The 20,288-nt window shown below is 64.2% G+C and carries 25 protein-coding genes; 6 read left to right on the top strand and 19 right to left on the bottom strand.

Annotated features, from left to right (window positions below; translation table 11 throughout):
* Positions 1–79: 79 nt before the first annotated feature.
* Genes OKW43_RS08750 through aroQ form a run of 3 tightly spaced genes read right to left on the bottom strand, consistent with a single transcriptional unit; the run spans position 80 to position 2,900 of the window.
* Complete coding sequence (locus OKW43_RS08750) at positions 80–1,447, bottom strand: MFS transporter (protein ID WP_429446588.1); 1,368 nt, start codon at positions 1,445–1,447, stop codon at positions 80–82.
* 50 nt (positions 1,448–1,497) lie between these two features.
* Positions 1,498–2,448, bottom strand: a complete 951-nt coding sequence (locus OKW43_RS08745) for a shikimate dehydrogenase (protein ID WP_429446586.1) — start codon at positions 2,446–2,448, stop codon at positions 1,498–1,500.
* Positions 2,445–2,900 (bottom strand): type II 3-dehydroquinate dehydratase, encoded by a 456-nt coding sequence (gene aroQ, locus OKW43_RS08740; protein ID WP_429446584.1) that lies wholly within the window; start codon positions 2,898–2,900, stop codon positions 2,445–2,447. The genes OKW43_RS08745 and aroQ overlap by 4 nt, the downstream gene beginning before the upstream one ends.
* Before the next feature lie 317 nt (positions 2,901–3,217).
* Here aroQ and OKW43_RS08735 point away from each other — a divergent pair, with 317 nt between their 5' ends.
* The 4 genes from OKW43_RS08735 (at position 3,218) to OKW43_RS08720 (ending at position 6,702) form a co-directional block, all read left to right on the top strand.
* Positions 3,218–5,110, top strand: a complete 1,893-nt coding sequence (locus OKW43_RS08735; protein WP_429446582.1) for a bifunctional sugar phosphate isomerase/epimerase/4-hydroxyphenylpyruvate dioxygenase family protein — start codon at positions 3,218–3,220, stop codon at positions 5,108–5,110.
* A 232-nt stretch (positions 5,111–5,342) separates the two neighbouring features.
* Positions 5,343–5,675, top strand: coding sequence for a hypothetical protein (locus OKW43_RS08730; protein WP_187635779.1), 333 nt, complete (start codon positions 5,343–5,345; stop codon positions 5,673–5,675).
* 153 nt (positions 5,676–5,828) lie between these two features.
* On the top strand, positions 5,829–6,083 hold the full coding sequence (locus OKW43_RS08725; protein WP_187635778.1) for a hypothetical protein: 255 nt from the start codon (positions 5,829–5,831) through the stop codon (positions 6,081–6,083).
* A gap of 334 nt (positions 6,084–6,417) precedes the next feature.
* On the top strand, positions 6,418–6,702 hold the full coding sequence (locus OKW43_RS08720; protein WP_429446580.1) for a hypothetical protein: 285 nt from the start codon (positions 6,418–6,420) through the stop codon (positions 6,700–6,702).
* A 17-nt stretch (positions 6,703–6,719) separates the two neighbouring features.
* Here OKW43_RS08720 and OKW43_RS08715 read toward each other — a convergent pair whose 3' ends face one another.
* The 10 genes from OKW43_RS08715 to OKW43_RS08670 form a co-directional block, all read right to left on the bottom strand.
* The gene (locus OKW43_RS08715) at positions 6,720–7,130 is read right to left on the bottom strand and encodes a hypothetical protein (RefSeq protein WP_429446578.1); all 411 of its coding nucleotides are present in this window, start codon (positions 7,128–7,130) and stop codon (positions 6,720–6,722) included.
* Positions 7,117–7,692: a lysozyme gene (locus tag OKW43_RS08710; protein WP_187635776.1), complete on the bottom strand. Its 576-nt coding sequence runs from the start codon at positions 7,690–7,692 to the stop codon at positions 7,117–7,119. The genes OKW43_RS08715 and OKW43_RS08710 overlap by 14 nt, the downstream gene beginning before the upstream one ends.
* Complete coding sequence (locus OKW43_RS08705; protein WP_187635775.1) at positions 7,692–8,108, bottom strand: hypothetical protein; 417 nt, start codon at positions 8,106–8,108, stop codon at positions 7,692–7,694. Before OKW43_RS08705 ends, OKW43_RS08710 begins: the two co-directional genes overlap by 1 nt.
* A 313-nt stretch (positions 8,109–8,421) precedes the next feature.
* Positions 8,422–8,751 (bottom strand): hypothetical protein, encoded by a 330-nt coding sequence (locus OKW43_RS08700; RefSeq protein ID WP_187635774.1) that lies wholly within the window; start codon positions 8,749–8,751, stop codon positions 8,422–8,424.
* A gap of 17 nt (positions 8,752–8,768) precedes the next feature.
* Complete coding sequence (locus tag OKW43_RS08695) at positions 8,769–9,536, bottom strand: helix-turn-helix domain-containing protein (RefSeq protein ID WP_429446575.1); 768 nt, start codon at positions 9,534–9,536, stop codon at positions 8,769–8,771.
* A 143-nt stretch (positions 9,537–9,679) separates the two neighbouring features.
* Positions 9,680–10,972: an NAD(P)/FAD-dependent oxidoreductase gene (locus tag OKW43_RS08690; RefSeq protein WP_429446573.1), complete on the bottom strand. Its 1,293-nt coding sequence runs from the start codon at positions 10,970–10,972 to the stop codon at positions 9,680–9,682.
* Positions 10,969–11,244, bottom strand: coding sequence for a (2Fe-2S)-binding protein (locus tag OKW43_RS08685; protein ID WP_429446571.1), 276 nt, complete (start codon positions 11,242–11,244; stop codon positions 10,969–10,971). Before OKW43_RS08685 ends, OKW43_RS08690 begins: the two co-directional genes overlap by 4 nt.
* Positions 11,237–12,388 carry an NAD(P)/FAD-dependent oxidoreductase gene (locus tag OKW43_RS08680; RefSeq protein WP_429446569.1) on the bottom strand — a complete coding sequence of 384 codons (1,152 nt, stop codon included), beginning with the start codon at positions 12,386–12,388 and terminating at the stop codon, positions 11,237–11,239. Before OKW43_RS08680 ends, OKW43_RS08685 begins: the two co-directional genes overlap by 8 nt.
* Positions 12,385–13,341: a 4-hydroxyproline epimerase gene (locus tag OKW43_RS08675; RefSeq protein ID WP_429446567.1), complete on the bottom strand. Its 957-nt coding sequence runs from the start codon at positions 13,339–13,341 to the stop codon at positions 12,385–12,387. Before OKW43_RS08675 ends, OKW43_RS08680 begins: the two co-directional genes overlap by 4 nt.
* 252 nt (positions 13,342–13,593) lie before the next feature.
* On the bottom strand, positions 13,594–14,328 hold the full coding sequence (locus OKW43_RS08670; protein ID WP_429446565.1) for a response regulator transcription factor: 735 nt from the start codon (positions 14,326–14,328) through the stop codon (positions 13,594–13,596).
* A 292-nt stretch (positions 14,329–14,620) separates the two neighbouring features.
* Between OKW43_RS08670 and OKW43_RS08665 the strand changes: the two genes are divergently transcribed.
* Positions 14,621–15,922 carry an MFS transporter gene (locus OKW43_RS08665; protein ID WP_429446563.1) on the top strand — a complete coding sequence of 434 codons (1,302 nt, stop codon included), beginning with the start codon at positions 14,621–14,623 and terminating at the stop codon, positions 15,920–15,922.
* 150 nt (positions 15,923–16,072) lie between these two features.
* The gene (locus OKW43_RS08660; protein WP_429446561.1) at positions 16,073–17,533 is read left to right on the top strand and encodes an MFS transporter; all 1,461 of its coding nucleotides are present in this window, start codon (positions 16,073–16,075) and stop codon (positions 17,531–17,533) included.
* Positions 17,534–17,555: 22 nt separating this feature from the next.
* On the opposite strand, the gene OKW43_RS08655 is transcribed toward OKW43_RS08660, so the two are convergent.
* The 6 genes from OKW43_RS08655 to OKW43_RS08630 form a co-directional block, all read right to left on the bottom strand.
* Positions 17,556–17,828, bottom strand: coding sequence for a hypothetical protein (locus tag OKW43_RS08655; protein WP_187635846.1), 273 nt, complete (start codon positions 17,826–17,828; stop codon positions 17,556–17,558).
* Between the two features lie 81 nt (positions 17,829–17,909).
* Positions 17,910–18,344, bottom strand: coding sequence for a DoxX family protein (locus tag OKW43_RS08650; protein ID WP_187635766.1), 435 nt, complete (start codon positions 18,342–18,344; stop codon positions 17,910–17,912).
* A gap of 104 nt (positions 18,345–18,448) precedes the next feature.
* Positions 18,449–18,856 (bottom strand): VOC family protein, encoded by a 408-nt coding sequence (locus OKW43_RS08645; protein WP_187635765.1) that lies wholly within the window; start codon positions 18,854–18,856, stop codon positions 18,449–18,451.
* 35 nt (positions 18,857–18,891) lie between these two features.
* The gene (locus OKW43_RS08640; RefSeq protein ID WP_429446558.1) at positions 18,892–19,356 is read right to left on the bottom strand and encodes an RbsD/FucU family protein; all 465 of its coding nucleotides are present in this window, start codon (positions 19,354–19,356) and stop codon (positions 18,892–18,894) included.
* 76 nt (positions 19,357–19,432) lie between these two features.
* Positions 19,433–19,714, bottom strand: coding sequence for a hypothetical protein (locus tag OKW43_RS08635; protein WP_429446556.1), 282 nt, complete (start codon positions 19,712–19,714; stop codon positions 19,433–19,435).
* 22 nt (positions 19,715–19,736) lie between these two features.
* Positions 19,737–20,105 carry a nuclear transport factor 2 family protein gene (locus OKW43_RS08630; RefSeq protein ID WP_187635762.1) on the bottom strand — a complete coding sequence of 123 codons (369 nt, stop codon included), beginning with the start codon at positions 20,103–20,105 and terminating at the stop codon, positions 19,737–19,739.
* Positions 20,106–20,288: the final 183 nt, after the last annotated feature.

The raw sequence follows: 20,288 nt of genomic DNA, 5'->3' as shown, positions 1-20,288 counted from the left end.
TGCCGCCGCACTGCGACGACAACCGGGGATTCGAATGGAACAGCGACCGTCAGATGAAACCAAGGCTCAGCAGGAAGACTTAATCCTCCAGTACGATCCGCTTGATATCGCCGACGATGAAGATGTACGACAGCGCACCGATCAACGCGACGACGCCGATAAATACCAGCGCACCCACGAACGAACCGGTGGCCGCGACGACCAGGCCCACCACGAGCGGCGTCACGATACCGGCCAGATTCGCGGCGAAGTTGAAGATGCCGCCGGTCACGCCAAGCAAGCCCTCGGGCGCGATATCCGACACGAGCGTCCAGCCGAGCGCGGCCATCCCCTGCGCGAAGAACGCCACCGACAGAATCGCGATCACCACGACGTTGCTCTCGACATAGTTGGCCAGAATGATCGTCGACGCGAGCAGCAGACCCGCGATGATCGGCAGCTTGCGCGCGACGTTCGGCGATTTGCCACGACGCAGCAGCCAGTCGGACAACACGCCGCCGAACATCACGCCGATCGACGCCGCAATGAACGGCATGATCGCGAAGAAGCCGATCTTCAGCCACGCCATATGACGCTCGGTGGCGAGATACGTCGGGAACCACGTGAGGAAGAACACCAGCGTCGAATTGCCCGCGAACTGGCCGAGGCAGATGCCGGTCAGCTGACGATGCTTGAGCAGCCGACCAATCGTGCGCCATTCGAAGCCAGGCTTCTTCGACGCGGCTGAATCGACCGTAGCCGCGACATCCTTGTTGCGATGCGTAAGACCGCCGCCTGCCTCGATATAGTCGAGCTCTTCCTGATTCGCCGACGGATGATCGCGCGGCTCGCGATACAGCAGCCACCACACCACGCCAAACGCGATACCGACGCCGCCGACCACGAGGAACAGCGAGCGCCAGCCGAACGCGCCCATCAGCATGAACAGAAACGGGCTGAAAAACGCGAGACCGATATATTCGCCGACCGTGTAGGTGCCGGTCGCCATCGCGCGTTCGCTTTGCGGGAACCAGGTGGCGACCACGCGGCTATTGGTCGGAAAGCACGGCGCCTCGGAAACGCCCAGCCCCAGACGGAAAGCGAACAGGCCGCCGATGCCCTGCACGAGTCCCTGCGCGAGCGTGCACAGCGACCAGAACGTCATCGACAGGAAGTACGTGAGCTTGCTGCCGAACCGGTCGAGAAACAGGCCGCCCGGAATCTGCGAGGCCACGTAGCTCCACGAAAACACCGAGAACAGCAGGCCCATCAGCGCGGCGTTGATGCCGAGTTCCTTGGTCAACTGCGGTGCCGCGATGCCGAGCACGGTGCGGTCGAGATAGTTGATCATCGTGCCGACCGCGAGCAGCGCGAGGATCTGATAACGGGCTTTCGAACGGCGCGCGGGGCTCGCCGTCCTGTTCTGCGCGGGTGAGCCCGCGGAACTGGATTGGAATGGTTGCGGCATGTCGTGCTTGTCTCCTCGATCAGCTTGGGTGCCGGTCTTTACGCGGCCGGTTAGCGTTGCAACAGCGATTGAAAGTGGGCGTAGACGCGCTCGGCGTCCGGCTCGAGGCCCGTGAAAATGCGCATGGCATCGACCGCCTGGTAGACCGCCATGCCGCCGCCGCTCAGCGTGCGGCAGCCGAGCGCCTCGGCCGCCTGCAATAGCGCCGTGCGGATCGGGAAATAAACGATGTCGGCAACCCACAGGTCGCGGTGCAGCAATTCGGCCGGCAGCGGCAGGCCTGGCATTTTGGCCATGCCGGTCGGCGTCGCGTGAATCAGCCCTTGCGCGGCCGCGAGCGACTGTTCGAGCGACGTGCCCGCGCTGACCTTGGCTTTAGGGAAACGCGCCTGCAACTCGTCGGCCAGCGACCGCGCACGCGCGGCATCGACGTCGAACAGCGTCAGCGATAGCGCGCCAAGGTTCAGCGCCGCGTGCGCGACCGCCGCGCCCGCGCCGCCGGCGCCGAGTTGCACGACGCGCTCCAGCGACACGTCAGGCAGGCCGCGCTGGAATGCGCGCGCGAAGCCGGACCAGTCGGTGTTGTGACCGATGCGCTTGCCGTGCTGGAACAGCACGGTGTTGACCGCGCCGAGCGCGCGGGCGTCGTCGGACAGTTCGTCGAGCAGCGGGATCACCGCCTGCTTGCACGGATACGTGATGTTCAGGCCGTTGTAGCCCATCCGTTCGGCTGCCGTCAGCAGTTCCGGCAGCGCAGCGGTATCGAGCTGTAGCGCATCGAGATCGATACGTCGATACACATAGTGCAGACCGAGCTTGCTGCCCTCTTCCTCGTGCATCGCGGGCGTGAGCGAACCGCTAATGCCGGAGCCGATCAGGCCGACCAGAAAGGAGTGGGGCGTCGCCCGCAAGCAGGCCTGCGCATTGGCCACCGCGGCAATTTGCGCGTCGCTCCTGGTATTTCCCCGCGGGTTCGCTTGAGTGTTCGCTTGAGTGTTCATTTCGCCGCCCTATTCTTAAGAATCGTCGCCATCCGTTCCAGCGCGAGCACATAGCCCTGCGTGCCGCAGCCGATGATGATCGCGTCCGCGACAGCCGACACGTACGAGTGATGCCGGAACGCTTCGCGCCGATGCACGTTCGAGATATGCACCTCGATGACGGGCTTCTCGATCGCGGTCAGCGCGTCGGCGATCGCGACCGACGTATGCGTGTACGCGGCCGGATTGATTACGACGCCGTCGACCTTGGTGCGTGCCGCGTGCAGCCAGTCGATCAGCTGATGCTCGGCGTTGGACTGACAAAAGTCGACCGCGAGGTCGAGGCGCTCGCCCGCGTCGCGGCACAGCTTCGCGACGTCGTCGAGCGTTTCCGCGCCATAGATGGCCGGCTCGCGCGTGCCGAGCAGGTTGAGGTTCGGTCCGTTCAGGACCAGTACGGAGGCAAAGCTCATGACAACGACTCCCGCAGAATAAGGCGCGACTCGAACCGCGGCACCCGCGGCGGTTCGTCGACGCATGGCGAAGTGTGCGCGCATCGGCCGTCGCCGTCATTCGGGGTTTCTACGAATTTGTACCATCTAGTTAGTTTGTATAGACTGTCGAAACTCCCGACTAGCGTGGGGGATTCCGGCCTGCGTCTTGCTGCGGTGCGTAACGAAGTGGCTCATTTTGCGCATCGCAGCAAGTCCGGCAGGCAGCGCCCGCAGGCGCGCCGCAGTGGTTTGCCTGTTCCTTTTCCCTCGTTTGTCTGTTTCCGCAGGAGCCGTTCATGCAACGTTCGATTGCCACCGTGTCGATTAGCGGCACCCTCGTCGAGAAGCTGAGCGCGATCCGCGCGGCGGGCTTCGAAGGTGTCGAAATCTTCGAGAACGATTTGCTGTACTTCGACGGCTCGCCCGCCGACGTGCGCCGCATCGCCGACGACCTCGGCCTGAAGATCATGCTGTTCCAGCCGTTTCGCGATTTCGACGGCGTCAGTCCCGAGCGGCTCCAGCGCAATCTCGACCGCGCAAAGCGCAAGTTCGACGTGATGCACGAGCTCGGCACGGACCGCATCCTCGTGTGCAGCAACGTGTCGCCGGACACCATCTGCGACGACTCGCTGATGATCGACCAGCTCGGCGCGCTGGCCCGCGCGGCCGAGGCGGCCGGCGTGATCGCCGGTTATGAGGCGCTGGCGTGGGGCACGCACGTGAAGACCTACCGCCACGCGTGGAAGCTTGTCGATGCAGTCAACCATCCGAGCCTCGGGCTCGTGCTCGACAGCTTTCATACGCTATCGCTGAACGACACGCCGGACGCTATCGCCGACATTCCGGGCGAGCGCATCGCGTTCGTGCAGATCGCGGACGCGCCGAAGCTCGCGATGGACGTGCTCGAGTGGAGCCGCCACTACCGCTGCTTCCCCGGCCAGGGCGACTTCGATCTGGCGAACTTCACCGCGCAGGTCGTCAAAGCTGGCTACAAGGGTCCGCTTTCGCTGGAAATCTTCAACGATGGCTTTCGGGCCGCCCCCACCACGAGCACGGCCGCGGATGGCCATCGCTCGCTGCTGTTCCTGGAAGAGCAAACCCGCGCGCTGCTGGAAGAGCAACAGCAGCCGCAGAAGACGACGAGCGACCTGTACCGCTCGCCCGCGGCGCCCGCGCACGTCGGCTATCAGTTCCTCGAATTCGCGGTCGATCACACGACGCGCACGCAGCTCGCCGACTGGCTCGGCAAGCTGCGCTTTCGCCAGGCCGGCCAGCATCGCTCGAAGGACGTGACGCTGTATCGGCACGGCGCGGCATCGATCGTGCTGAACGCCGAGCCCGATTCATTCGCGAACGCGTTTTTCCAGCAGCACGGTTTGTCGCTGTGCGCATCGGCGTTTCGTGTCGATGACGCGAGCCAGGCATTCGAGCGCGCGGCCGGCTTCGGCTACGCGCCGTTCTCCGGCCAGATCGGGCCGAACGAGCGCGTGTTGCCGGCCGTGCAGGCACCGGACGGCAGCCTCGACTATTTCGTCGACGAAACACCGGATCAACCCACGCTATTCGAAGCCGATTTCGTGCTCACCGACGTCAACGGGCCGAGCGAGGTCGGACCGCTCGAGCGCATCGATCACGTGTGCCTGTCGGTGCCGGCGAATGCGCTCGATACGTGGGTGCTCTTTCTGCGCACGGCGCTCGGCTTCCTGGCCGAGCCGGGTGTGCTTGTGCCCGATCCTTACGGCCTCGTGCGCAGCCGCGCGCTGCGCAGCCCCGACGGCTCGGTGCGGATCGCGCTGAACGCGTCGGTGGACCGCCATACGGCGGTCGCCGAGGCGCTGCATACGTACCACGGCTCGGGCCTGAACCACGTCGCCTTCAGCACCGGCGACATCTTCAGCGCGATCCCTGAGTTCGTCGCCGATGGCGTGCCGCTCCTGCGCATTCCGCGCAATTACTACGACGACCTCGCCGCCCGCTACGCGCTGTCCGACACGCTGCTCGAAGCGATGCGCGCGAACCATATCCTGTACGACCGCGACGAACGCGGCGGCGAGTTTTTCCACGCTTATACCGAGCAACTTGACCAGCGCTTCTTCCTCGAGATCGTCGAGCGGCGCGGCGGCTATGACGGCTATGGCGCGGCCAATGCGGCGGTGCGGCTCGCGGCGCAGGCGCAGCGGCGCAAGTAACGGCGAGGCGCCGGAGGCACGACGGCGGCGCCTTCACTGGAAGTCGCCGCGTCGATACTGACTTCGTCTTTTCAGGCACGCGATCTGCGTCTCCGATCGAGGCAGGTTCGCCGTCTCGATATAATGACGCCTGTTATGCGGTCCAGCCCGCGCGTTTGCCTTGCATCATGCGCGCCGCAATGCGGTGCAATGCGGCGCATGGGCCCTAAGCCGAATCAACGCCAGGAGACATATGAAGAAGTTCGCTGCAGTCCTGTCCCTTTCGCTACTGCTCAGCGCGTGCGCGTATTTCCAGAAGGACCCCGATTCCGGCGAGCCCGTCACGGACACGGCGACCCAGCGTTCCGTCGACGACGTGGTCGCCTGTCTGACGCAAATGGCCAATCATCACAACGCCGCCTTCAAGTCGACCGGGATCCCGCAAGGTCAGATGCTCGACTTCGGCGACTCGAACATCGTCAAGGTACGCAGCGACAACGGCGCGACAACTTACCGTTTCTATGCGGGCAAGCGTCATGTAAGCAACCTGTGGATCGAATCGGCAGGCAAAACCTGCGCGCCATAAGGCTTTGTGGCGCATACAGGCGAAGTTCCGGGCGCCGGAATCTGATCCATTGAAACGTTCATGTCACGGTGTTACAGGACAATGGAGTCTTAAGAATCGTTTAAGACTTCGTCCGCATGATCCCCGGACACGTCCCCGCACAAGGTGCGCTCCATGAACCAGCCCGAACCGAATACCAACGAAACACCGGCCAGACGGCCCACTATCCTGCGCCGTCTCCTGAGCCATCATGAACTCGCGACGCTGCTGCTGTTGCTGCACGCGCCGATCGATGCATCCGCAAAACCCGAAATTCCGCAGCTTTACGAAGCGGGTCTCGTCGAGACCGTTTCGAACGATGCCGGCACGTCGCATATTCGTCTGACGTCCGAGGGTAATGCGGTGTTGCGGGGGCTTGGGGTGAAGTAACGACTTCAATCGCGACTCGGTCATCTGAGGCCGCGTCAACGCTTTGCGTTGATGCGGCCTTTTCTTTTCGGTTGAGGCGCAGGCATTCGAGCGTGGCCAATGTTTTTTGGCGGTGCTTCAGACGGCCGCGCTTCTGCAAACAGTTTCGTAGATTATCCGAGGCACCTTTAAGAACGCTCCGATTGTGCGGCACAGACATACAGGCAATAGTCATCGCTCCGCCACCTCAGGGACTTTTGGAGCAAAGAGCAATGACTGTAAGCTGCCGTCAGTTCCCGCCAACGCTGCCAATTCCAGGAAGTGATATGCGAGCTGATGGGCGAGTACAGGTGCGATGACGCACGCCCGTTTTTTTCGACGGTGCGTCAATGCGCTCGGGATCTGGCTCGCATTGGGCACTGCTCTCGCATGGGGTACCCAACGATTATCGTTCGAGATACCGTTATGGTTCGCCGATTTCGTTCGGTGGCTATTACGTTATTTATATCCCGATTGGATGCCCGATGCTTACGTCGAAGCTTGGAGCAACTTTGTGCTGATCGTTTCAGCATTTATCGTCGCTGCCGCGATCGTGGCGCCGGTAAGCGTCATCGGGTCGCGCACGAAGCGATTCGCCTGAATCCCGGATTTCACACTCTACCAATTTGCCATATCAAGCAAATCCTTTAAAAACTGATTTTGTGCTTTGCGAAGATTGTAGATGCACTCCTGTTGCAAAGCTGGAAACATCGATCCATCGTGCTCCGTTTCCCACTTTGCGCCGGCGTTACGTGGCAATTCGCAGTACCTCACGGATGCATCTTGCGTTGCCATGTACTGGTCCAGCAATTTCGCATGCACGTTGCCGTTCGGCATGGTCGCACGCAACTCGTTATAGATAATTTTGTTCTGGGCCATCAGGTCTTTCTGTAACTCGGAATAGCATACAGCGTCACCGTAACCGCCCCCCAAATGCTGTAGGCAATCGGGGTTCGACTTAGCGACCGCAAGACTAAAAAATAACACGCCTGAGATCAGAATAAGTACCCAATTCCTAATGCGATGCATCGTAGACTCCTGAGACAAATAAACGGGCTTCGGCAATCCGACGATTCTTAACGCCCCGATTTGTTCCCACCCGATACGTCAGTATGAAACCATGCATATCGTCATAATGACCTGTATTAACTTTTCTAATAATTTCGCTGGCGCCGTCCCCGGAGCCACAGTTATATACGATACTCACAAGCGCATCGTATTCGAACTGAAACAACGGAACCTTCACGCCAGCATTTAGACGTCTTTCTACCTCGGTAACGTTCCGCCGTCTGAACGCACGCGCGCGTTCCAGGCTGATTACCTGCCCAACCTCGATGCGGTCGGCAGGGACAATGCGATGCCCACATCCGACAGTAGGAATTCCAACATTGTCCCGATAGGCCTTCAAGATGAACCCCTCTGTTACCTGATGACCTCTGTACACGCCATTTAATGCCCCTGACTCCCATACAGCAGTAAAAGACAACCCGTCCGGGCTAACATGCCATGGCTTGCCGATCCTGTCCGACTGAAGAATTACAAGTGAATTCGGATTTGTGTCTGTTAGTGCTGCTCCCAGTGCATCAGACATTACGCCTCCCTGTGACCAATAAAAAGGTGAATGGATCGCGCGCCCTCTGTCTGGTAGCGCTTGGTGCGCCCCTGCAAATCGGTAATGCCGTGAACAAGTGCGCCCGATGGAAGTCGGGCAGTGTAATACGTATCAGGGAGCGCGTTACCTCCTGTATCCGTTAGCGTGAACCGCTGGTCGAAACAATTCCGCGGGCGTTCGCGACAATCGCACGCCCATGCGGTGCCCAGGGCTTCGGCCATCCGGTAACCGGTTGGATACGACTTCAGCCTATCGAACGGAAACCATTCGCCGGTTTCCGCGTTCAGCGCCATTGCGGACGGCATTGGCGGGAAATTTGAGTAGACTGAATAAGTGATACGGCAAAGCAGGCATTCTTCCTTACCCTCGGCACCGTCCTGTTTATGTTGTTCCATTAGACCTCTTCTGATTTTCCGGAGAACGCCCATCGAATAAACCATTTAAACGGGTCACGGTCAACGACTTTAATTCGAGATAAAACCGTTTTGCTGATAGTCCTCGCCGATCTGGATCATGAGTTCCAGCAGGTTCCGCTGGTCGTGTCCTTCCTCGATGGTGACGGCAGGACTCTTTAACGTCGAAGTCGCAAGAGTAATCAGGTGTCGAAGTTGCTGACTTTGCCGCTCCCAAAGGTGGAAGACGGCAAGCGCAAGTCGTTTATATCAGAGAGCATCTATAGGGGGACGTGAGCTAGATTGCTCAAGCCACTCAAGCCTGCCAAACCCCATACCCCGCTTCGCGCAACCCGATCGCCAGCTCCACCTCCATATCCTGCGCGCCGCGATAAGGCATCGGGTTGAACACTTCATACAGTTCGGGCATCAGACGCAAGCCATAGTCGCGCACGAAGCGATTCGCCTGAATGCCGGCTTTGTGCCGATCGAAACGCAAGTCCGGGTCGAGCCCCGTCATGCCGACGTACACGCACGGCTTGTCAAAACGGTAATCGGGATTCGCGCGACGAAAGCGCGCCTCGTTCCACACCTTGTCGTCGAGCGCGACGACGTACACGTAGTAGTGATGCGCGCGACCAGCCATGACACGCGCGATGCCGCTCAGTTGCGCAGCGTACCGTGCAGCAACATCCGGTATTCGGTCGGCGTAACGCCGACGGTCGCCTTGAACTGACGCGTGAACGCGCTGTGATCGGTGTAGCCGCAACGCGCGGCGACATCGGTGACCTTGTCGTGCGAAACCAGCAGCGCGGTCGCCGCGTCGAGTCGCGTTTTCAACAGCACCTGGCGCGGCGTCAGATGAAACACCTTATGAAAGTAGCGCTCCAGCTGCGCGACCGACATGTCCGCCATCGCCGACAGCTGCTTCAGGTTCAGCGGCTGCACGTAATTCTGCTGAATCGACTGCACGACCGCGGCAAGCCGGCTGTAGGCCGGATGGCTGCTTTCGTCGGCTTTCAGATCGCGGGAGATGCCGGCGAGGCCGACCACCTTGCCGGCGGCATCGCGCAACGGTTGTTTGCAGGTCAGGCACCAGCCCGGTTGACGGCCCGGATACAGATGCAATTCGAGCTGATCCAGCATCTGGTTGCCGATGCCGATGATCGCCTTGTCCTGCGCGGTATAGATGCGCCCAAAGCGGTGCGGAAACACGTCTTCCGCGGTCTTGCCGAGCAGCGCCGCTTTTTCCTTGAAGCCGCAACGCGAAGCGAGCGTGCGGTTGACGAGCGCATAACGCGCGTCGGCGTCCTTCACGAAGAATACGACGTCCGGCATCGCGTCGAATACCGGCTCGAGCAACCTGAAATGCGACAGCATGCCGGACAGCGTCGTATCTTCCGGTTCGAGCGGATGAGCCAGCGTGTTCATCGTGCGGTTCCGTTGGTGCGTGCCTGGTTGAATGCGTCGGATTGCGTCCGCGGGATCGCTGCGCCAATGCGGCCGGGCAGCCTCGATCGATTATAGAGCCGCGCGGCGCCCGCCAATATCTGCCGCGGGTAAGCGCGGAGCCGTCATGGCGCCGCTGTCGGCGGTTCGGCGGCGCTCATCAGCGTACCGATTTGCGCCGGGCTGAACGGTGGATGCGGCGCGGCGGCCGGCCAGCCGAAGTATAGGTTCGCGGCCGCGCCGCAGATGCGTCCCTGGCAAGGCCCCATACCGCAGCGCGTCTGCAGTTTCGCGTCGCGCCAGTCGGCGCAGCGGCGCACCTCGCCGACGCTCACATCCTCGCAGCGACACAGCAGCGTTGCATCGGCGGGCGGCATGCGTGCGGCCTCGCCCAATGCAAACGACGCCGCGACGCGCGCGCCAAAGCCCCGCCAGCGCGCGCGTTGCGAAACGAGCGCCCGCAGCGCGGCGGGTAGCGCAGCGGCCGCGCCGCTCGCGACGAGACCAGCGATTTCCCCTTCCGCGCACGCAAGCTCCGCGCCGCCGACGCCCGTGCACTCGCCCGCCGCATAAACGCGCTCGAGCGACGTGCGCTGCTGATCGTCGACGACGATCTCGCCCGCGTCGTTGATCGCGCAGCCGAGCGCCTGCGCAAGCGTGACGTTCGGCAGCAGTCCGTAGCCGCACGCGACGCGGTCGCAATCGAGCGTCACATTGCGCTCCCCGCGCCGGATCGTCACCTGTTGCACGCGCTGCGCGCCGCGCGCTTCGCGCACGATGCTACCGGTCCAGTAGCGCAGTCCGCCGAAGCCGCGCGTGAGACTGAGCGCCTGACGCAGCTTCGCAGGCTCGCGCAGCAACGACACGCCGAAACGCGCGACATCGGCCGCCGACGCCTGCTCGACGACCGCGATCACGCGCGCGCCGGCTTCTCGGGCGGTGGCGAGCGCGGCCATCAGCAGCGGGCCGCTGCCGGCGATCACGATCCGTTCGCCGCGCACCGGCATGCCGCCTTTGATCAGCGCCTGCAACGCGCCCGCGCCGGTCACGCCTGGCAGGGTCCAGCCGGGGAATGGCAAAAGACGCTCGCGCGCGCCGGTCGCAAGAATCAGCCTGTCATAGGTGATCGACACGCCGCCGTGTTCGGCGGATTCGAGCAGCAAGCCTTGCGCGCCGAGCGGCGCGATCACACGGGTCGATGGCCAGTCAGTGAAGTTTTGCTGCGATTGCAACACCGCGAGCAACGCACGCAGCGGCGCTTGCGGCGGATAGGCAGGCCCCTGGCGCCAGATCTGACCGCCAGCGCGTGGATTGTCGTCGATCTGCGCAACCGTCGCGCCCGCCTGCGCCGCCGCCCGCGCGGCATGGAGCCCAGCCGGACCGCCGCCGATCACGACGATGTCGAAGTGCTGAGTCATGCGTGTACTGTCCCGTTTCGTGTCTGCACGCGCTGGCCGTCGCGGCACAGCGTCTGGCACGCGAGCACGTGCGCACGGCCGTCGATCGTGACGCGGCACTCCTGGCATACGCCCATCCCGCACAATGCCTCGCGCGGTTCGCCTTCGACCGACAGCCGCGAGCCGCTCACCCCCGCGATCGCGAGCGCCGCGGCCACGGTCGTGCCGGATGTCACTTCGACGCTGCGGCCGTCGACCGTCAAACGGATGCGCGCCGTGTCAGTGTCAGTCATGAGCCACCTGTTCTGCAAAACGGACCGGCAGATACGGTTCAAATGGAATCGGCGCGGCGTGGCCCGCGATCTGCGCCGCGAGCAGTTTCGCGGTCGCGAGCGAGGTCGTCACGCCGAGCCCTTCGTGACCGACCGCGAGCCACACGCCGGACGCTGAACCACGTGTAACGTCGGACGCAAATTCGCCGGCCGGTCCGATCAGCGGCAGGCCGTCCGGCGACGCGGCACGAAACCCCGTCCACGCGCGGATGCCGCTGAGCGTCGGCAACGCCGGCAGATATCGCGCGGCGCGTTGCAGCATCTGCGCGAGCACCGGCATCTCGACGGTGGGATCGATCGTTTCGAACTGGCGCGACGAGCCGATCAGCAGTTGCCCGGTCGGACGCGGCTGCGCATTGAACGCGACCGACGTGCCGGTCGCGTGATGCGCGCTCTTGATGTAGCCAAGTTCGAGCAACTGATGACGGATGAGCCCCGGGTAGCGGTCGGTGATCAGCAGGTGGCCCTTCTTCGGCTGCAGTGGCAGCGACGGCAGCAACTGCGCTGCCCCGAGGCCGTTCGCGACGACCACGCGCGCCGCGCTGATGCGCTCGCCGCTCGCCAGCGTGACGCCCTCCGCATCGATCGATGCGACCGGCGCACCGAGCCGCACGTTGATATTCGCCGCCTGCGGCGACTGCATCAGTAGCCATTCGGCAACAGTCGGCGCGTACACGATGCTGTCGTGTTCGATGCGCAAGCCGCCCGCCATCGATGGTGCAAGCGCCGGTTCGCAGGCGCGCAGTTCGGTCGCGTCGAGCAGTTGCGCGGCGACGCCTTGCGCCGCAAACGCCACTTGCATTGCGCGCGCGGCTTGCCATTCCTCGTCGTCGGCGGCGACCCATAGCGTGCCGCAGCGCGCGAACCCGTCGCGCTCGCGCAGCTGCGGCGCGAGCGCGAGCCACAGCTCGCGGGAATAGCGGCTAAGCGCGAATTCGGCGGGCGAGTCGTTCATCACGACGATATGGCCCATGCCGGCCGCCGTCGCGCCGCCGCCGATGCGCTGCGCGTCGAGCACGGCGACGCGCATGCCGAGCGCGGCCAGTTCCGCCGCGCAAGCGGCACCGACGATGCCCGCTCCGATGATCAGCGCGTCCGGGCTCATGCGGTACGAATACCCCACGCGAACGGATCGCGCTCGTCGAAACACAGACGGCCCTCGGCCATGATGTGCGCGTGACCGGTGATAGTCGGAATCACATGGATACCATCGCCCGCCGCGCGATAACTGGCCTCGAACACGCTGCCGATGATGCTCTGCTGGCGCCACACCGCTCCCTCGGCGAGCTTACCGTCGGCCGCGAGACACGCGACCTTCGCGCTGGTGCCGGTGCCACACGGCGAGCGGTCGTACGCATTGCCGGGACACAGCACGAAGCTGCGGCTGTCGAGGCCGTCGCGCGAACCCGGTCCGAACAGCTCGATATGGTCGATCAGCGCGCCGTTGGCGCCGGTGATGTTCTGTGCGATCAGCGCGTCGCGAATCGCCGAGCTGAACGCGCTCAGGCTCGCGATGTTCGCGGCTTCGAGCTCGTGCCCATGCTCGGCGACGAGGAAAAACCAGTTGCCGCCCCAGCCGATGTCGCCGGTCAGCACGCCGTAGCCCGGTACATCGACCGGCACCGCCTTGCGGTAGCGATACGCGGGTACGTTGCGCACCGCGACGCCGCCATCTTCGTTCAGCGTCGCCTCGACCACGCCGACCGGCGTTTCGATGCGGTGACGTCCGGGCCCGATCCGCCCCATGTGCGCGAGCGACACGACGAGCCCGATCGTGCCGTGCCCGCACATGCCGAGATAGCCGACGTTATTGAAGAAGATCACACCGGCCGCGCAGGTCGGATCGTCGGGTTCGCAGAGCAGCGCGCCGACCACCACGTCCGAGCCTCGCGGTTCGGTGACGATGCCGGCGCGCCAGTCGTCGAAGCGCGTGCGGAAAACGTCGAGCCGTTGCGCGAGCGTGCCGCCGCCCAGGTCCGGGCCACCCGACACCACGAGGCGGGTGGGCTCACCGCCGGTGTGCGAGTCGATAATGTTGAGGGTTTTCATGTCGCCCATGGTAGGAATCGCGGGGCGGTGGGTCTTGGTGCGCGTGCGCGCGGATTGTGACGATTTTCGCATAGCCGGGCGGTGCGGGACCCGCCGCGCGCGGGGCGCGCGAAACGTGCTGCTGTTCGGTGCGTGCGCCGGCAATCATCTCCGAACACGGCAACCGGGCCAACCGATACCTGAACACGAGGATAATGAACAGCGCTGGCGGGCACGACGGGCTACAACGCGGATTTCAGCATATACCTGAACGCCGCGACCTCATGCCGTCCGCGCCGACTGCAAATCTTCACCCCCGGACACCGGTTCGCCGAGCCACAGTAACCGGTAGCCGGTCTTATACACGGGCTGCAGCCGGACACCATTATGCGGCTCGAGCGCGAGCAGCAGACGCAGCCGCGACACATGACTGTCGATCGTCCGCGTGAATTCGTGCAGTTCGCGGCCCCACACCGTCGCGTAAATATGATCGCGCGACATCACGCGATCGAGGTTGGAAAACAGCAGCGCCGCGATCCGGTACTGCGTGGGCGACAGCCGTACCCGCTCACCGCGCAGCGTGACCGCCCGGCGGATCGTGTCGAAGCGATAGGGACCAATCTCGAAACAGCTCGCGGCGCTGCAGCGCTCCGGATACGCGCGCCGCAGCAGTGCCGCGACACGCGCGCGGAACTCGGCGTGCCGCAGTGGCAACGCGAGGTAATCGTCGGCATCTCCGGCGAGCGCGCGCACCATGCTTTGTTCCGACCCGTCGCTCGAAACGACCATGATCGGCACGCGCTCACCCGCCACGCGGCGCACCGAGCGCAACAGGTCCGCGCCGGCTGGCCGCGTATCCTGCCAGTCGAGCACCAGCAGATCCATCGTGGAGTGCGCCAGCGTCCTCGACATGGCGAGGGCGTTTTCATGGGTCGCGCAGAAATGGCCGGCTCTCACCAGAATTGTTTCAATCGACTGGCGCACGACCGGGTCACGCTGAAGGACAGCAACGCGCATGGGATGAACTCTCGACAAGGACACGCAGGTCATTCTCGGGGGCGCATCCGGTCCCTCCCGTCGGAGCATTCTTAATTTCAGCCGCTTTCGTCGCCCAACTGAGCGCTTCCGCAAGGCTCCCGCTTTCATCCTGTAAAATCCGCGCCGGCTTCTGTCGTCAGCGCGCCCGCCTTATCCGAACGGCGCGCCCGTGTCCCGTGCTCTACCCAGCGCCTGCCACACTTCTCGCCCGACCACCGCCGTATGTCCACGCGTCTGCCGCGTGGCTCCCAATTCATCGAACGACAAAGCAATGCAAGCGACAAATCTGGGTGGAGCGCAGGCTGTCACCCCACGCCCGCTTGGGCACAGCGATTACAAGACACTCGGTCTCGCCGCGCTCGGCGGAGCGCTCGAGTTCTACGACTTCATCATCTTCGTTTTCTTCGCGCCGGCGATCGGCCAGTTGTTCTTCCCGGTGGCGATGCCGGACTGGCTGCGTCAGGTGCAGACCTTCGGCATTTTCGCGGCCGGTTATCTGGCGCGGCCGCTCGGCGGCATCATCATGGCGCACTTCGGCGACCTGTTCGGCCGCAAGCGCATGTTCACGCTGAGCGTGCTGCTGATGTCGGTGCCGACGCTGCTGATGGGCCTGATGCCCACCTACGCGAGCATCGGCGTACTCGCGCCGGTGCTGCTGCTCCTGTTTCGCGTGATGCAGGGCGCGGCGGTCGGCGGCGAAGTCCCGGGCGCCTGGGTGTTCGTGTCCGAGCATGTGCCCGGGCGGCACGTCGGCTATGCGTGCGGCACGCTGACGGCCGGCCTCACGGCGGGCATTCTGCTCGGCTCGCTGATCGCGTCGGCGGTCAATCGCCATTTCACGCCGGCTGATATTTCCGCGTATGCGTGGCGTGTTCCGTTCCTCATCGGTGGCGTGTTCGGCATGTTCTCGGTTTATCTGCGCCGCTGGCTGCACGAGACGCCGGTGTTCGCCGAGCTCAAGCAGCGCGAGGCGATCGCCGCCGAAGTGCCGCTGAAGGCCGTGCTGCGCGATCACGGCCGCGCGGTCGTCGTGTCGATGCTGCTCACGTGGATGCTGTCGGCGGCAATCGTCGTCGTGATCCTGATGACGCCGACGCTGCTGCAAAAGCAATTCCACATCGAGCCGGCCACCGCGCTGCTCGCGAACTGTGTCGCGACGCTGTGTCTGACCATCGGCTGCGTGATGGCGGGTTCGATCGCCGGACGCATTGGCGCGGGTCGCACGATTTTCGTCGGCGGGCTTGCGCTTGCGCTTACGTACTATGTGATGTTCCGCCAGTTGGCCGTCGATACGTCCCTGCTCGTGCCGCTGTATGCACTGGCCGGGCTTTTCGTCGGCGTAATCGGCGCGATTCCGCTCGTGATGGTTCGCGGCTTCCCGCCGATGGTGCGCTTCTCGGGCATCTCGTTCTCGTACAACGTCGCGTATGCGGTGTTCGGCGGTCTGACGCCGATCGCCGTGTCGCTGATGATGAAGTCGAACCAGCTGGCCGCGCCGCTGTATGTCGCGGCGATCTGCGTGCTTGGCGCGCTGACCACGCTGTTCATCAAGGATGCGCCGCCGGCGCGCTGATCGGGCGGATCTCGCGTTGACTCACAGCTAGCGCGTCGACGAAGCCCTCGGCGACGGCGCACTTTTTTACGCGCGATCGCTCGCAAAGCGACATCCATACTTCACGCCACGCCGAAACGTGGTGCGCTGCATCGGGCTTACGATGCAGTCATGAACTCTTCCACCCCCTCCTTTTCGCCCGTGCTCGGCCGCGTTCTCGCGAGCGTCAGCGTCGGCTTCGTAGTCACGCAACTCGATGTGACCATCGTCAACATCGCGCTGCCACGAATCGGCGCTGACTTGCACGCGAACGTCGCGGGCCTGCAATGGGTCGTCGATGCGTACACGCTCGCGTTCGCGGTGCTGATGCTGTCCGCCGGCGCGCTCGGCGACCGCTTCGGCGCGCGGCGCATGTACGCGTGCGGGATCGTGCTGTTCGCGCTCGCGTCGCTGGCCTGCGGGCTCGCGCTCGACGCCCCGATGTTGATCGCCGCGCGCGCGGTGCAAGGCATCGGCGCGGCCGCGATGCTGCCGAACTCGCTCGCGCTGCTTAATCAGTCGTTCGGCCACGAACCCAAGCTCCGGGCCCGCGCGGTCGGCCTGTGGACTGCGTCCGGCGCGATTTCGATTGCGGCCGGGCCGGTGGCCGGCGGTCTGCTGATCGCCGCGTTCGGCTGGCGCAGCATCTTTCTCGTCAATCTGCCGATTTGCGCGGCCGGCCTGCTGGCGACGCTGCTGTGGGTCCCGCGTGCGCAAACCGCGCAGCGCGGCGCGTCGGCCGCCGCTCGCGGCAACACTGACGCGCAGCCGCGAGGCATCGATCTCGGCGGCCAGTGCCTCGCGATCGTCGCGCTGACCGCGTTCGTCGCCGCGGTGATCGAATGGCGGCCGCTCGGGCTCGCGCATCCGCTCGTGGCGAGCGGCTTCGCGCTGGCGCTGCTGGCGGCGGGTGCGTTCGTGTTCGTCGAAGCGCGCGTCGCGCGTCCGATGCTGCCGCTGTCGCTGTTCGGCACGCGCACGTTCAGCGCCGCCGTGCTGTTCGGCATCTGCGTGAACCTGACGTATTACGGCATGGTGTTCGTGCTGAGCCTTTACCTGCAGCGCGTACGCGGCTACACGCCGTTGCAGGCGGGCCTCGCGTTCCTGCCGCTGACAGGCGGCTTCCTGATCTCGAACGTCGCGAGCGGCTGGGTGATCGGCCGCTTCGGCGTGCGTGTGCCGATGATCCTCGGGGCGATCACGGCAGGTCTCGGCTACGGCCTGCTGCATCTCGTCGACGCCGGTACGCCGCTGATTGGCCTGTTGCTGCCGTTTTTGCTGATTCCGTCGGGCATGGGACTCGCGGTGCCGGCGATGACCACGGCAGTGCTCGCATCGACCGAAGCGCGGCGCGCGGGCACGGCGTCGGCGGTATTGAACACGGCGCGCCAGGCCGGTGGCGCGGTGGGCGTGGCGGCGTTCGGCGCACTCGCGGGCGGCGCGGCCGCGACGCAGATCGTGCAGGGGATGCAGGCGGCGACGGCTATCTCGGTGGGCTTGCTGGTGCTGGGCCTCGTGCTCGCGTGTTTCGTGCATCCGGAGCCGCACGCCGCGGCAACCTCTGCGCGCGGGGCGAGCGCCGCGAGTCAGTAAGCGGTGTGCGTAACGCGCTTGCCTACAGCGACGCCTCCTGAATGATGCCGGTATCGATTGCGCGCTCGATCAGGCCTTCGTTGCGCACCTTGGCGATCGCATCGGCGACCAGTTTCTGCGGGTCCTCGATCTCGGCCTTCAGCTCGCCGATGAATCCGGACGCATCCAGAATCACCAGCGTCTTCGCGGAATCCGCGAGGCTGATGATCACGCGATGCGGCGTCGGCCCTTCGCCGAGACTCGCGCACAATTGCGTGAGCTTGCCGCCGATCATTTGCTCGAAGTTCTGAATCATCATCTACTCCCTTGATTGCCACGGATTGGACCCCTGCTGCGTAGCAGGATACGGGCCGCGTGGAGTGCGCGCGCTCGCGCCTCACAACCCGCTGAGGCCGCCGCGCGGCGCGCGCGCGCCGTCGATGCTCAGACGCCCCGCGCCCGTCACGAATAGCAGCAGAAAACCGCCCGCGATGCCGATGTTTTTCCAGAAATGGATCACCATGTCGTGTTGCAAGGCCGGGTCGGTGATATTCCAGAAGTCGTGGCCGAGCACCGCCGTCGCGACCGTATACACGGCCATGATCAGCGCGAGCGGCCGTACCTTGAAGCCGACCACGAGCAGCAGGCCGCCGAGCACTTCGACCGCGGTTGCGATCGGCGCGGCGATCTGTACGAACGGTACGCCCTTCGAATGCAGGTAGCCGACGAAGCCCGCATAGCCCAGCAGCTTCATCACCCCGCTCCACAGGAACAATACCGAAAGCGCAAGACGGGCGATGAAAATAATGCCGAAATCGACGGGACGCGACATTGGGGGACTCCTGTAATTGAATAAGCTGCTGACCCGAACGGACGGCCTCAGTTCCCTGCCTCGCCCCTGAGCATATGTGCAATGACGGCGATTTCCAAGCTCGCTCAGGCGGGCGGATACGTGGCGACCTCGATCAGGTTGCCGTCCGGATCGCGGCAATACACCGACGTCATCTTGCCGCGCGCGCCGTCGCGCTCCACCGGTCCCGCCTCGATCGCGACGTGTTGCGCGAGCCAGTGCGCCTTGACGTCGTCGGGGCTCGCGGTGGTCACGAAGCACAGGTCCGCCGTACCCGGCACCGCCTCGCGCGAAGTGAACCATGCGACGGTATCAGCCGACGCGGGACGCAGGTTGATCTTCTGATTGCCGTAGGTCATCGCCACGCGCGTGCCGGTGCGCGACGCGAACTCGGTGCGTCGCATGCCGAGCATCCGTGCGTACCACGCCGCGCTGACTTCGACGTCGGCGACGTTCAGAACCAGGTGGTCGAGACTGTCTAGCTGGAAGCTCATGGTTTGTCGTGACGAATCGAAAAAGGTTGAAACGACTATGCGCGTGGCGCGTCCGGCGCGAGCAGCACGCCTTTCGTGAACACGAAGCAACCGTAGCCGCGCTCCTCGCCAGTCGCGATCACGCAGTACGCCTCGCGCGCACGCTCGTAAAACGCGAATCGCTCGATCGACACGAAGGGCACCTCGCGCCCCTCCGCCGCATTGACCTCGGCTTGCGCCTCGCGCTGCACGGCGGGAATCGAATGCGGCTCGCCAACCACTTCCATGCGCGACGCGGGATGCTCGATGAAGGTGTCGAGCGGCAGTACCGACAGCACCGCGCGGATCGCACGCGGCGAACTGACACCGTCGAGACGCAGCGGCTTACCGAGCACGGTATCGCGCGCGACCGCGTCGGCCGGGAAGTTGGCGTCGCAGATCACGAGCTCGTCGCCGTGGCCCATCGAGCGCAGTGCGTGCAGGATATCGGCATTCAGTAGCGGGTCCAGATTTTTCAGCACAGGGTTTCCTGGTCGGTTGGGAACTTGCCGCGGGGGTGGGTCGTGTGCTTTGCGCAAGATGATGCGTGTCACACGATCATCCGCACGACGATCGATTGTAGCAAGCACATCTCGCGGGTTGCGGCGCTGCGCTTGCACCACACTGCCAGCGCAGCCATCCGACCACCGCGAGCAGCACGAGCCCCGCGCCACCGAGCACCGGCTCGCGCCAGCCGAGCAGTGCGATGAACATGAACGCCCGCGCGCCGCCGAGCAGTGCAAAACCGGCGATCGCGCTCGATAACGCGTCGAGCGCGGCCGCGACGCGCAGGAACCCGAGATGGATGTGTGCAGGCTTCGCAGCGGCGGGCTCGTGCATGATCGTCTCCGTGTAAAGCGCCTTAGGCGCCGCCGGGGGCTTCGTCGAGGAAACCGGTGACCGCTTGCAAGCGCCCATGTTCGTCCACCACACCGAAGTCCGAGCCCTTTACGATCGCCTCACCCGCGGGCGTCGTCAGTGTCCACGAGAACCGCAGGCGATTCGCGAAGCCGTCGACGTCGGTCGTACGGCGAAACGTGTGATGCGGAAAACGCTCATGCACCGCGCGGATCATCGCGTCGATGCCATCGTGGCCGGTACAGGCCAGCAGCGGGTCGCGATAGTCGGCATCGGCGCTCCACGTTGCCGCGATCAACTCGCGACGGCGCGCGCCATCGGTCTCGTTCCAGCTATCGAAATAACGGTCGATCAAATCGGTATGCGCATTCATCTGAAACTCCTTGATTGGCAGGACTGAGCACTTCGCGCGGCATACGCATCGCATGCGGCGGGCTCGGAATGAAGATTGGCTGCTCGCGTGCATTGCGTCGATTACGTGGGAGGTAATCAAGCGGATGCAGCGCCGCTTGCACGCATTGAAATTTGGCGGAGCATTACCTGTCAGGTAATCGAT

Origin of the sequence: Paraburkholderia sp. WC7.3g (genome assembly GCF_050436345.1) — a bacterium.
Lineage (GTDB): Bacteria > Pseudomonadota > Gammaproteobacteria > Burkholderiales > Burkholderiaceae > Paraburkholderia > Paraburkholderia podalyriae.
This window is presented reverse-complemented; position numbering and strand designations above follow the sequence as displayed.